Origin of the sequence: Vibrio bivalvicida, from assembly GCF_001399455.2 — a bacterium.
In the GTDB taxonomy this organism is placed as follows: domain Bacteria; phylum Pseudomonadota; class Gammaproteobacteria; order Enterobacterales; family Vibrionaceae; genus Vibrio; species Vibrio bivalvicida.
The window spans coordinates 1-12373 of record NZ_LLEI02000016.1; the positions used below are offsets into that span (position 1 = coordinate 1).

Here is a 12373-nt window from a genome sequence, read left to right on the forward strand (position 1 = left end):
AGAACTGAACAGTATTGGGCTATTATGTATTCTCACCTAATTAAGCAACAAAGCCGCTTGAAAGGGAAAGATGGTTTTTTGCTCGCTATTGTTGTGGGGCTTGCAGGGCTGCAAGCTAGTTTGGGATTATATGGCAACTTCCACAAACCAGCGTTTGTATATTCTAGTGTAGATATCGTGTTTATACAAAAAATCTTCATGTGTTTCTTTTTTATGATATTTTTACATAGATTCGAAAATTACTCCAATAAGCTTCTGTGTACATTGGCATCAACGAGCTTTTCGGTGTTTTTTATTCACCCATACATCATTCAAGCTTGGCCTAAACTCGGGCTTGGAAGTATCGGTCAGGGTTCTTGGTTAGTCTTTCTATTTACTGTTGTGATGATTTGTTCAATGTCGGTGGTTCTTGCAAAAACAGCAAAATTAATCTTTAAAAGACACAGTAGAATGGTTGTTGGTTATTGAAAATGAGACAATGAATTCTTAAAACTGATATTGTTATATTATTTTAGATTTAAATAGTAGTTAGTCATATCCATATTTAGTAGTCTCAATTAGCATGTATATATTTCATAGTTTATAGCTTGAAACAAGGAAACTAAGATGAAACTCTTCTCACGACTCTTCGTTCCACTCGGGTTAGCTTTATCTTTGTCTGCGGTTGCTGCAGTAGAGGAGTCCGAGAGTACGGTACTTACAGATACTGATATTATGGGTGCTTACCAAGCAAATCCAGAAGATGTGTTACAAGTACTTCAATCGCTATTGGTAATAGATGGCATTGATACACAGCGAGTGCTTCAGACTGCTTTCGAACTGGCGCCAGAACTCGCCCAAGAAATTTCTGAAATTGCACGTGTTGCAGGAATTGCCAGCGAAGACGTTACTACCGCAGCGCTGCTTTCTGGAGTCGACCCTACTCAAATTGGTGACGCGACTGCGGCGGGTATTTCAAGTATTGCTTTATCTCCACCAGCGATACCTGCTGTCGGTAGCGATGGTGGCGGTGGTAGTGGCGTTATCTCTCCGAACTAATCAAGCAAGAGCTCAACATTGGTTGGGCTTTCTTTTGTCCTCAAAGATCAATCTCGCATGAAAAACTTAGAGAAGCTGGTTTTCTATTCGCTCCTTGTTTTAATCGTTTGGCTCCCTGTACCACTTGGTAGCAATAGGGCATGGGCTTGGTCCATCGCCCAGATCTGGATTGCTCTGCAAACGGTAGCTTTAATTGTTATCTATTGGCGAGCTTTACCTTGGAATTATATTAATAAATACAGTTGGTTGCTTATCCCTATTGGCTTGTTTCAGGTCTGGGTCGCGATCCAATCACTAGTCTTACCTAAAGAGTTAGTTGCTTTCTTGTCACAAAATGCCGCAGAAATATACTCATTAGTGGGGGCAGACAACTACTCAATTAGCTTAGACCGAGGAATGACGACGGCGTCACTGTTGAAGGGCATTTCCTATTTTCTGCTTGTGTTTAATGCGACTCTGTTAGTCAACTCTGGAAACAGACTTAAATCAACTGCTTTGGCGATAGTAATTGCAGGAACCGGTCAGGCTTTCTACGCTGCCCTGGTTGTAAAACTAGGCATAACCGAAAGCCTTATCTGGGGATTACCTGAAAAAGAGATCGCAACGGGTTCATTTGTCTATAAAAACCACTTGGCTAATTATTTAATCATGTCGGCGGCTATGGGAGTGGGGCTGATCATTTCGCAGTTACACATCTCAGAGTCCGGTTCTTGGATAGTAAGATTTAAACGGATTCTTTCAAGTGTTATGAGTAGCAAAATGCTAATCAGGTTATCTCTTGTTATTATGGTGATCGCGTTGGTGCTGACACGTTCAAGAATGGGAAACGCGGCTTTTTTCGTTGCAATTACGGTTACAGGGTTGTTTGCACTCGCTTTTTACCGCAGCAAACCAAGGGCGTTAACTGTTCTAATAGTTAGTATTCTGTTGATTGATACGTTTGTTGTCGGCGCTTTATTTGGATTAGATAAGGTAAAGCAGCGCTTGGTAGAAACATCGGTAGAGTTAGAGTCTAGAGATCAAGTTGTAATGTGGAGTTTGGATATCATTAAAGACTATCCACTGACTGGCACAGGTTTGTCGACTTTTTACACCGTATTTCCCGGTTATAGCCATGCCAGCATAGGGTTTTATGATCACGCTCATAATGACTATGTTCAGTTTGCAGTCGAAGTGGGTGTGCCCGCTACGCTAATGTTGGGTTTAGTTGTTCTGTATGCTCTCTTCTTGTCGTTACAGACTGTATCGAAGCGTAACAGTCACACAATGAAAGGAATCGCATTTGGAAGTGCAATGGCAATCATAGGTGTGTTGATCCATATCTCGGTCGATTTTAACCTCCAGCCAATGGCGAATGCTGCAACGTTTATTATGATACTTTTCTTTTGTTTTGCTGCTTCGAATTTGCCTGCTCGAAATGAAAAAGCTTTTATTGCACAACGAATCCTGAGAGGGGAAGCTGAACATGTTTGATTCAATTCTATTAGTGTGTACGGCAAATATATGTCGCTCACCCATTGCAGAAGCGCTGTTTAGACACCACTTTCCAAATAAACGTATCTTCTCTGCAGGGACAAAAGTGGAAGCGTTGAATCTTATTGACGTGCCAGCTGATAAAGGCTCGATTCAAGCCACGAAATGGAATGGCTTAGACATCTCCGACCACCGCGCTACGCAGGTAACAAGTGAGCTATTAGAGAATAGCGATCTAATTTTGGTAATGGATGAAACCCAAAAAGAGTGCTTATCAAGATATTCTTCTGGTGTGAGAAGTAAGACCCTACTCATTGGTCAATGGATAAATATCGGTGAAGTCGCCGATCCCTATGGCAAAAGCGATGAAGCCTTTGACGTCTGTTTTCGCTGTTTAGAACAGGCGGTGCTCAGTTGGAAGAAGCGAATCCCTAGTTAGAGTTTCTGTTGCGATTCGGTTAACAGCGTGAATAGCTATTTTTTAAAACAGCTGTTCTGCACAAAATGGTGTACTTGTCCGGGCACTATAGATGAGTAGATCAAACTGGTATGGCTGCTTTTAATTTCAGTATGATCCGTCATGCCTTCGATTTTGGTTTCTTCAACCGTGACAGTACCGTCAGACACCATTTTGCTATCCATCAGTAATAACGCTCTCGCTCCAAGAGGTAGTGTCCCGGCAATACAGCCTAGTTTCTGGGGAAAAGACCAATCCCCTTCATGTTGAGCGAGACCAAAAGAGGGAGAGTTGCCCAAAATCGCGCTCATACCAAGCTCTTGAATTCGAGTGACAATCGATGCTCCTTGCATGGGAGAGCCAATAGTGACGACATGTGACACGACTTTTTCACTAGTCTGGCGTGACTGAAGGTAGTGCTTAATAATAAGCCCCCCTAAACTATGACCAACAAGGATATTGGGCATTGCGTCGGACAGCGCACTATCGATAGCTGAAAACACTTGCTGCTCGTCAATGGCTACGCTGTTGTAAGATAAGATCTTGGTGCGGTAGCCAAATTCTCTCAGCTTGTGGCTGAGTGGTTGCATCACCATGCCATGCATATAAAGCCCATGCAAGATAATGATTTTCATATGAATCTCCATAACAACGGATATAGAGAATCTAACCATTTTCGTCAGTAAAATCATCTTTTTTAACGCGATTATGTGTCGCTAAATCAGCGTATTTAAGTGACAGATTGATTCGATTAAATACTATTTAGATGTTCAATTCTTGCGCCTAACTAGTATTGTTGGTTGGTAATAGAGGAGAGTTGCGACCAATATCTAGCATGTTCATACTTGGAGGGCATACTCTCCGGTGTAAAGCAGCCAGCTTAGAGCGGACTACTAACCTCGTCGACCAAATAAAGAATGGACTGGTATGGTATACCGCTGTGATGTGATAGCCCAATCTCGCAGGTGCGACTATTACTGAATCCACGGTGGCATCCATCGGGCACCTGTTCTTTAAGGGGGTGGACAGCGGCTTCGTTTAATTCAGGTGTGGTGAAGCCTTTATCACCAGCCCAGCCACAACAAGAAATGTGTTCTGGTAGCACGACGTCAGATACACAGGCTTTTGCTAGTGACAGCATCTCGCTTTCTAATCCCATACGCCTTGAACTGCATGTAACATGAAGCATGACCGTTTCTTGTTTGGTTGTAATCGAAAGGTGTGGCATCAAGTACTTGGCGACAAATCCGGTTGGTTCAAGTATCTCCATAGGTTTTGTAAAGCTCTCAATGCTGCGTTTGGCGCAAGGGCTAGTGTCCATCAAAACAGGATATTCGCCTTCGTAACTGGATTTCCAAAGAGCGGCTTCTAGCTGCCGTGCTTTCTGGCTTGCAACCTCGGTCATACCTTTACTTTCATAGGGCATACCACAGCATTGTTCATCAAGCTGTTCAGGGATGATAACTTCGAACCCTGCTTTTTTGATGAGTGACAATGTCACTTCAGTTAGGCTGCGTTGGTCATGTGCGTTGCTTTGTTGGCCCATGGTACGGGATGCGCAAGAAGGAAGATAAACCACTTTCTTATCGGAGCGCACTAATAGCTCTAACGCTTTGTCGAGCTTATGACTATTTGACTGAGGTGTTTCAGACATCCAGATTGGGGTTTTGTTATTCGTCATTTTACGAACCCCATTAGTTATCGACGATACTGTTCCCTCACCAATCACTTTTATCGCAATTTGGTTAGCTTTGAGAGAGGCTCGTGTAAGAGTTGTGGTGGTAGCAAAATGGTCGGCTGTCCATTGCGCGATAGGGGTAAATTTTTGGTACTTTGCGGTTCGCAGCTGTTTAACCAAATCACCAGTGTTGATCCCTACTGGGCACCTATCTGCGCATAAGCCGGTCGCGGCGCAAGTATCAATACCTTGGTACTCAAAGATACGCTCTAGTTCCGAGGCTTGAGTTTTTTCTCCTGATGCCCTGCGCCTTTGTAATTCTCGATATAATACGATGCGTTGACGAGGCGAGAGGGTGAGTGTGCGTGAAGGACAGACGGGTTCGCAGAAGCCACACTCAATGCAACGATCGACTAATGAATCCGCTGCGGGCATAGGCTTGAGGTTTTCAATATGCGAATGGGGGTTATCATTAATAATGACACCCGGATTAAGCAACCCTTCGGGATCAAATAAAGCTTTGATTTTCTGCATCAAGCTATAGCCATCTTTCCCCCATTCTAGTTCGACATAAGGCGCCATATTGCGCCCTGTACCATGTTCTGCTTTTAGTGACCCCTGATATTTCACCGCCACTAAATCGGCAACGTCATCCATAAAGTTGCCATAGCGGGATATTTCTTGTTGTGAATCGAAACCTTGGGTGAAAACGAAATGCAGATTTCCTTCTAATGCATGGCCAAAAATGATCGCTTCATTGTACTCATATTGGTCAAAGAGTGCTTGAAGGTCACGTACACCATTAGCAAGGTTTTCTACCGGGAAGGCCACATCCTCAATGATAACCGTGGTACCAACTTCGCGCACAGCACCGACGGCTGGGAACATACCTTTTCGTATCCCCCAGAGCGTTGCAACGGTTTTGGGATCGAGTGTAAATGGCACGGACTCTATGATGGTGTAGTCCGATAGCGAGCCGAGTATGGCCTCGCATTGTGTGTCAATTTCCGTTTGTTCACTCGCATGTGTTTCGACTAAAAGGGCCGCCGCTTCTAAATCGAGTTGTTTGATAAATTCCGGCATTCCCGCTTTGTCAGCGACTGACCTAAGTGCTCGCCCATCCATTAGTTCAACTGCGGCCACAGGGGTTTTCGACAGGGTAGTAACCGCTTTACTTGCTTCTTCAATATTGGCGAAGACTAATAGTGAAGACGCTTTAAAATTATGTTCTATAACCGTGTTGTACGTGATTTCTGCGATGAAACCTAGCGTACCCTCAGAGCCAATGATCAGATGTTCTAATACTTCAATCGGGTCACTAAAATCGACCAGTGCATTTAAGGCATAACCTGTGGTGTTTTTTAAGCGATATTTATGGCGAATTCGTTCGCTTAATTCTGAATTTTGTTGTGTTTCTCTAACCAGTTCAGTCAGTCCGTTAACGATATCTGGGCGAGTGGCGAAAAAAGCAGAAATACTGTCTTTGCATGAAGTATCAAGCAGCGTACCGTCACTTAGAACCAGTTTTACGCTGTCGATGGTGCGATAGGAATTATGCGCTGTACCACAGCACATTCCACTGGCGTTGTTTGCCGCGATGCCGCCAATTTTGCACGTATTAATGGACGCAGGATCAGGGCCAATCTTGCGCTTGTAAGGGGCTAGGTACTTGTTGGCATCGGCACCAATGACTCCGGGCTGCAAGACAATCTTATTACCACCCTCAATGATCTCATGTCCGCGCCAATCATCTGTCAAAGCAATAAGGACAGAATCTGACACCGCCTGACCAGATAAGCTGGTGCCCGCTGCGCGAAATGTAAAATGAATCCCCATCTCTCTGCAGCATTGAATAGTATAGATAACTTCGTTGAGGCTTTTCAGACGTAAAACAATTTGCGGGACTAAGCGATAAAAACTCGCGTCGGTGCCGTAGGCTAGGCGCTTGGCGTGTTCAGTGATAATGCGTTGTTCATCTATTTCAACAGCGAGCAGAGCTTCTAGCTGACGGTACTTATTATCACTTTCTTGATTCGACATCTTTTCTTCCTTGTGCATGCTACTGACAATGTATTTTTATGAGGTCAGTAGTAAAAAGGTGTCACATGCTGGGCTGATTTATTGTGACACCTTTGGAATTACTTAAAATTGGCTAATGAGTCTTGGTTTAAATCGTGAATGCTCTTGGCGCCAGTAAGCGTCATTGCTACGCGCATCTCTTTGTCATAAAGATCGAGAAGATTTTCCACGCCAGTTTGCCCTTGTGCTGCAAGCGCATAGACAAATGAGCGACCGAGTAGAGTACAGTCTGCACCAAGGGCCAGCATGCGAACAACGTCTAACCCCGTACGAACTCCTGAATCTACGAAAATCTTTAGGTCTCCTTTTACGGCGTCTGCGATACTAGGTAGAGCCTTGGCCGTAGAGAGTACACCGTCAAGCTGGCGTCCACCGTGGTTTGATACCACAATGCCATCGGCGCCAAAGGTAACCGCATCTTTGGCATCCTGCTCATCAAGAATTCCCTTGATTACCATTGGGCCGTCCCAGAACTCACGGATCCACTCTAGGTCTTTCCATGAAATAGAAGGGTCAAAGTTATCTCCCAGCCATCCAATATAGTCTTCAAGTTTTGTCGGCTCACCACGATAGGTTGAAATGTTGCCAAGATCATGTGGCTTACCAAAGAGTCCTACATCAAATGCCCAACTAGGGTGGCGCATTGCTTGAAATACTCGACGGGCCGCTGCGTTGGGGCCGCTCATACCTGAATGCATATCTCGATAACGAGCCCCAGGAACAGGCATGTCTACAGTAAAAACGAGTGTGGTAACACCAGCAGCCTTTGCGCGTTCAAGCACGTTCTTCATAAAGCCGCGGTCTTTAAGTACGTATAACTGGAACCACATTGGGCGCTTTATCGCAGGAACCACTTCTTCAATAGGGCAGACAGAAACCGTCGACATGGTAAATGGAATACCTTTATTATCTGCTGCTTTGGCTGCTTGAACTTCGCCTCTTCGAGCGTACATTCCGGTAAGCCCAACGGGTGCTAGGGCAATCGGCATGGCAAACTTTTCTCCGAAGATTTCAGTTTCTAGGCTTAGATCTTCCATGTTTTTTAGTACACGTTGTTTGAGTGCGATATCGGCAAGGTCTTGCGTGTTTCTCCTTAATGTATGCTCTCCATAAGAGCCACCATCAATGTAATGAAAAAGGAACGGTGGGAGCTTAGCTTTGGCAGCGGCACGGTAGTCAGTAGAAGCAGAGATAATCATAAGGTTATTCCTATAAATAATTTATGAGGTGCCTTTCTTTCAAGGTTTAGTATGGTCGACTATAGGTACTAGCCCATATAGGTAATTGGTCGTAAAGGAGGTGTTAATACCCGGGAGTTTTTTGTCAGGTCTATGAGTGTTAACACCTTAAGAACAATACGATTAACTCATTAGTGCGTCAGTGATTTGTAAACCGTAGATAGCAACAAGACCAATCACACCAGTGACAAACAAATAGTAGATGGTTGGGATAATCGTTTTACGCAATGTGGCACCTTCTCGCCCAAGTAATCCTACCGTTGCAGACGCGGCTACTACGTTGTGAATCGCAATCATATTGCCCGCGGCAGCACCTACTGCTTGTAAAGCGACCACAATAGCACTTGATATAGTCAGTGTTTGCGCGACTTCGAACTGGAACTGGCTAAACATCATGTTCGACACTGTGTTTGAGCCAGCGATAAACGCACCTAAAGCACCAACTGTTGCGCTTAGAGCTGGGAAAGCATCACCAACGAGGCCTGCAGCGAAGTTTGCTGTCGTAACAGGCATACTTGCTAAGTCAGCGCCGTTGATTCCGGAATTAATAAAGATACGAACCATTGGAATTGTGAACACTAGGACAAAACCAGCACCAACGAGTGTTTTACTCGATTCGCCGAATGCTTTGGCAAGCGGTACAACACTGCGAGACTGAAGGAGCACAGCGACCAATGCAACAAATACTAGGATACCGCCAGGGAGGTATAATGGTTGGATAGCAGTACTAATCCCTGCTTCACCAAGTATGTTGCCGAAAGACAGGCTGACACTACGAAGCACTGCTTTGAACTCAGCACTGACGCGGCTAGCAACTAGCACAACCGCGAGTAGTACATAAGGTAGCCATGCAAGTGCCATGTTCATAGGTTTAGTTTTAGAGTCATCTAGTTCGATTTTTAGTGAGCCTAACCATTCCGCTGGCCACTTGTTTTCATCCTCAAAATCCCACGTTGATTTAGGTACTAAGAATCCATGTTTTGCAGCAGAAACGACAATGGACAGACCGACTAAGCCGCCAATTAAAGAAGGGAATTCTGCGCCAAGGAAGACACCAGTCAAGGCATATGGAATGGTGAATGAGAGGCCTGCGAAGACCGCAAATGGCAAGATATCTAATCCTTCAGTCCAACTTCTGTTTTTGCCAAAAAAGCGAGTCAGCATCATTGCCATTAGTACTGGGATTAGCGTACCAACACAGGCATGAATCAAAGCGACACTTGATGTAATTTGCTGGAGGTAGGCTTCCCATGTAGAGCCGTTAGCCAGCAGAGCAGCGTCTATGCTATGGGTATCAAGACCCTTATTAACACCGACAATGATTGGAGTGCCCATTGCGCCGAAAGAAACAGGCGTTGATTGAATCATCATCCCCATTAATACCGCAGCGAGTGCTGGGAAACCAATTGCAACAAGTAATGGAGCTGCAATCGCGGCAGGAGTGCCAAAGCCTGAGGCTCCTTCGATAAATGAACCAAAACACCATGCAATGATGATGGCCTGCACACGCCTATCTGGAGAGATATTCGTGAACCCGTTTCGTATAGTCGATATTGCGCCAGTATGTTTTAACGTGTTGAGTAAGAAAATGGCTCCGAACACAATCCATAGTACAGAGAGTGTAATTCCTAGCCCCTGAAATACAGATGCAAGCACACGAGTTGTCGACATGTCCCAAGCAAATAGGGCAATAATGACTGTTAAACCAAAAGCGACGGGCATCGCGCGTTTTGCTGGCCAGTTGAGGCCGACGAGGAGTATGGCAGCTACCACAATCGGTGAGAAAGCCACTAGGGCAAGTAATGTGTCACTCATTGGTACATCCTTTTACATTCTTCAGTTAGGGCTCTAAAGAGTCTCTTAGATTTATTATTTGTGATGTTATTGTTAACTGAAGGTGAATTTACCCCTTTCTTTTTTATTGATATAGGGAAATAATGAAAATTATTAGTTCCAAAAATGACATAATAAATGCGTGCAGATGACTTAATCCTATTTTCTCAAGTAGTAGAACTGGGTAGTTTTAGCAAAGTTGCTGAGATAAATGACCTTACAAATTCGGTAGTTAGCAAAAGAATAGCAAGGCTAGAGGAACAGCTGGGAGTTCAGCTATTATATCGAACAACGCGCAAATTAACGTTAACAGAAGCGGGTAAAGCGTTAACGCATGGTGCTAAAAACGTGAAGCAAGCCGCTCAGGAGGCTATGGACGCAGTTTCAGGCTATGGCGAGAATGTCAGCGGTCATATTAAAATGTCAGTACCTACAATATCGGGGGATCTGATATTGGCCGATGCGGTGGCAGAATTTTGTAATTCGCACCCTGGGTTATCTGTAGATATGTCGCTTGATAATCGTTTTGTCGATTTGGTTGAAGGGGGTTATGACCTAGTAATAAGAACAGGTTATCTTGAAGATTCAAGTTTAATTGCTCGACATATTCTCGATTCACAATGGGTGGTATGTGCGTCTCCTTCCTACATTGCGAGAAATGGTAAGCCGATAGAACCACAAGACCTCGAACAACATAACTGTCTTCAATATGCCTACCAAACAACGGGGGCGAGTGAGTGGGAATTTAAAGCAAAAGATGACAACTACATTGTTAAAGTGGCAGGTTCCTTTTCTACGGATAATGCTACTGCTTTAAGAAAAGCAGCGCTAGGAGGACACGGAATCGCTTATGTTCCAAGATGTTTGGTCTATCACGACATACGTAATGGCCAACTAGTGGACATATTTCCAGAGCAAGTGGGGAAAAAGCTTGGCATCTACGCGGTTTATCCATTTACTCGCCAACCACCGAATAAAGTTAAGTTACTTATAGAACATATTCGTACCCGATACCTTGCCATTTCACATTACTTTTGACCTGTGCGAGTGAGGAGAGGTTCTGATGAATGACATACAAAGTTGCTATCTTCACTTTCACTTTTGTTGAATAAATAAAGGTATTGCCCATCAACGTAGTAATTCACATCTATGGAAAACCCTTCTAGCCTGTCGATGTGGTTTACGAAAACACCGACATCATTAGGCTTAATGGCCCACATAATCTTTTCATAGACCATCTTCAACTCACTATCTGACAGTTTGTAGTTAACCGTGTAAGCAACTTCAAAAGAACGTTGCGCACCGCTACGGAGATAAACATCGCCACTATGATACTGAGTCATCATGTTGCCAGAGGTAAAGAACAGGGTATGTGTTTCATCTATCGCCAGGTACTCATTGAATGAAGCTCGAAGAAAGTGACTTTTGCTTTCTGAACAAATCCAACGTGTTCCAGCAAGCCTACTGTCATCATGTTGTGTTTTTAAGAAAAAAGATACCGTGAGTGAAGTGACGAGCGCTAGAACTATAGTAATTAGTTGCATTCACTTTTCCTTTGAATCGCTATCTTGTTTAAAACTTCAGCCAGAGTATCTTCCTTAGTCGAAAACTGGCGATAAGATTGGTTATCTATAGGGCTTTGTGTGAACACGAACATTTTTGCGGCGAGACGGCTTTCATCGTATAGAGAGCGATAAACTCTTAAATAGACATTGGTCGCACACTGTCTAAAGTGGCGGCTATCTAATCCTTCTACAACCTTGGTTATATCAAATACTTCACCACTAACATTGTTAAAATAAAGGGTTAGCTGGCCAATCTCGAGCTTAGTGTAATCGCTTGTATCCATAAAGTTTGGCATTGATGGCGATAGAAAAAGGTCGCATGCCGTGAGTAACATTAAGTTAGCGAAAACAACAAATAGCGCAGCTTTTGCTCCAGTCGTCACGCCGCAGGTCCCAATTCGATCAACCCAACGTGATTTATCTTTGGCAGCCATTGGTGCTTTCACCACGCCATTGTCGATGCTTGAAGGAGGAGTGCCGATATTTGCAGGTGAGTTGACACAGGGTAAGGTCAAATAGTAGCCCATTTTGCTCACTGTTTTAATTTCAATGTTTTTAGCTTTAAGAGAAATCAACGCTCTTCTTAACTCTGAAATAACATTGGTGAGCGCTTGGTCGGTGACAACACGCCCGTGCCAGCATACTTCGTAGATCTTCTCTCTTTTGACTGGAGTGCCGTGATTTTCAATCAACAGGTTGAAAACATCGAATGTTAACGGACGTAACTCTATTGAGTGGCCAGTGTTATTGCGTAGCGTCCTTGAAGAAGTGTCCAATTGCAAATTGGATAGTGTGACTATGTTCATTACAACAACTTAAACATTATGCCCGCGATCTTAGCGAAGCGATTCTTACCTGAAAGCGAATTAGTGTATAAGTTGAGTGTATAAAATCAACGATTGGATTTATAAAATTAATCACACAGAAATATTTGCAATAAAAACAATTACATGAAAAATTGTGAAATAGTTCATGTTTTACATACAGGCTAATATGAGAGAAATTTTTGGTT

10 protein-coding genes and 1 pseudogene are annotated in these 12373 nt (G+C 43.8%); 5 read left to right on the plus strand and 6 right to left on the minus strand.

Translation table 11 applies throughout. The annotated features are described in order from the left end of the window. The 4 genes and pseudogenes from APB76_RS02905 to APB76_RS02920 all read left to right on the plus strand — a co-directional run. Window positions 1-468 (plus strand): annotated as a pseudogene (locus APB76_RS02905) (hypothetical protein); the annotation flags it as partial. A 138-nt stretch (window positions 469-606) separates the two neighbouring features. Further along, the gene (locus tag APB76_RS02910) at window positions 607-1038 is read left to right on the plus strand and encodes a hypothetical protein (protein WP_054962995.1); all 432 of its coding nucleotides are present in this window, start codon (window positions 607-609) and stop codon (window positions 1036-1038) included. Window positions 1039-1095: 57 nt separating this feature from the next. Continuing rightward, window positions 1096-2511: an O-antigen ligase family protein gene (locus APB76_RS02915; protein WP_049846316.1), complete on the plus strand. Its 1416-nt coding sequence runs from the start codon at window positions 1096-1098 to the stop codon at window positions 2509-2511. Next, window positions 2504-2950: a low molecular weight protein-tyrosine-phosphatase gene (locus APB76_RS02920; protein WP_049846084.1), complete on the plus strand. Its 447-nt coding sequence runs from the start codon at window positions 2504-2506 to the stop codon at window positions 2948-2950. Before APB76_RS02915 ends, APB76_RS02920 begins: the two co-directional genes overlap by 8 nt. Window positions 2951-2985: 35 nt before the next feature. On the opposite strand, the gene APB76_RS02925 is transcribed toward APB76_RS02920, so the two are convergent. From APB76_RS02925 to APB76_RS02940, 4 genes are all read right to left on the minus strand, one after another. Beyond that, window positions 2986-3603 (minus strand): esterase/lipase family protein, encoded by a 618-nt coding sequence (locus APB76_RS02925; RefSeq protein WP_049846085.1) that lies wholly within the window; start codon window positions 3601-3603, stop codon window positions 2986-2988. 245 nt (window positions 3604-3848) lie between these two features. Continuing rightward, window positions 3849-6686, minus strand: a complete 2838-nt coding sequence (locus APB76_RS02930) for an FAD-binding and (Fe-S)-binding domain-containing protein (RefSeq protein WP_082880268.1) — start codon at window positions 6684-6686, stop codon at window positions 3849-3851. Window positions 6687-6784: 98 nt separating this feature from the next. Then, entirely contained in the window at window positions 6785-7924 is a 1140-nt protein-coding gene (gene lldD / locus APB76_RS02935; RefSeq protein ID WP_054962993.1) for an FMN-dependent L-lactate dehydrogenase LldD, read from the minus strand. Window positions 7925-8086: 162 nt separating this feature from the next. Next, the gene (locus APB76_RS02940; RefSeq protein ID WP_054962992.1) at window positions 8087-9778 is read right to left on the minus strand and encodes an L-lactate permease; all 1692 of its coding nucleotides are present in this window, start codon (window positions 9776-9778) and stop codon (window positions 8087-8089) included. Window positions 9779-9934: 156 nt separating this feature from the next. On the opposite strand from APB76_RS02940, the gene APB76_RS02945 reads away from it, so the two are divergent. Then, window positions 9935-10834 (plus strand): LysR family transcriptional regulator, encoded by a 900-nt coding sequence (locus tag APB76_RS02945; RefSeq protein WP_049846089.1) that lies wholly within the window; start codon window positions 9935-9937, stop codon window positions 10832-10834. Here the strand turns inward: APB76_RS02945 and APB76_RS02950 are convergent. Together APB76_RS02950 and APB76_RS02955 are read right to left on the minus strand one after the other, a co-directional pair. Next, window positions 10825-11340, minus strand: a complete 516-nt coding sequence (locus APB76_RS02950; protein WP_054962991.1) for a hypothetical protein — start codon at window positions 11338-11340, stop codon at window positions 10825-10827. The genes APB76_RS02945 and APB76_RS02950 overlap by 10 nt on opposite strands. Beyond that, on the minus strand, window positions 11331-12167 hold the full coding sequence (locus APB76_RS02955) for a winged helix-turn-helix domain-containing protein (RefSeq protein ID WP_054962990.1): 837 nt from the start codon (window positions 12165-12167) through the stop codon (window positions 11331-11333). Before APB76_RS02955 ends, APB76_RS02950 begins: the two co-directional genes overlap by 10 nt. Window positions 12168-12373: the final 206 nt, after the last annotated feature.

Excerpts from the sequence above, each read along its gene's own strand:
- APB76_RS02910 (WP_054962995.1), top strand. The coding sequence starts at position 607 with ATGAAACTCTTCTCACGACTCTTCGTTCCACTCGGGTTAGCTTTATCT.
- APB76_RS02915 (WP_049846316.1), top strand. The coding sequence starts at position 1,096 with ATGAAAAACTTAGAGAAGCTGGTTTTCTATTCGCTCCTTGTTTTAATC.
- APB76_RS02920 (WP_049846084.1), top strand. The coding sequence starts at position 2,504 with ATGTTTGATTCAATTCTATTAGTGTGTACGGCAAATATATGTCGCTCA.
- APB76_RS02925 (WP_049846085.1), bottom strand. The coding sequence starts at position 3,603 with ATGAAAATCATTATCTTGCATGGGCTTTATATGCATGGCATGGTGATG.
- APB76_RS02930 (WP_082880268.1), bottom strand. The coding sequence starts at position 6,686 with ATGTCGAATCAAGAAAGTGATAATAAGTACCGTCAGCTAGAAGCTCTG.
- lldD (WP_054962993.1), bottom strand. The coding sequence starts at position 7,924 with ATGATTATCTCTGCTTCTACTGACTACCGTGCCGCTGCCAAAGCTAAG.
- APB76_RS02940 (WP_054962992.1), bottom strand. The coding sequence starts at position 9,778 with ATGAGTGACACATTACTTGCCCTAGTGGCTTTCTCACCGATTGTGGTA.
- APB76_RS02945 (WP_049846089.1), top strand. The coding sequence starts at position 9,935 with ATGCGTGCAGATGACTTAATCCTATTTTCTCAAGTAGTAGAACTGGGT.
- APB76_RS02950 (WP_054962991.1), bottom strand. The coding sequence starts at position 11,340 with ATGCAACTAATTACTATAGTTCTAGCGCTCGTCACTTCACTCACGGTA.
- APB76_RS02955 (WP_054962990.1), bottom strand. The coding sequence starts at position 12,167 with ATGAACATAGTCACACTATCCAATTTGCAATTGGACACTTCTTCAAGG.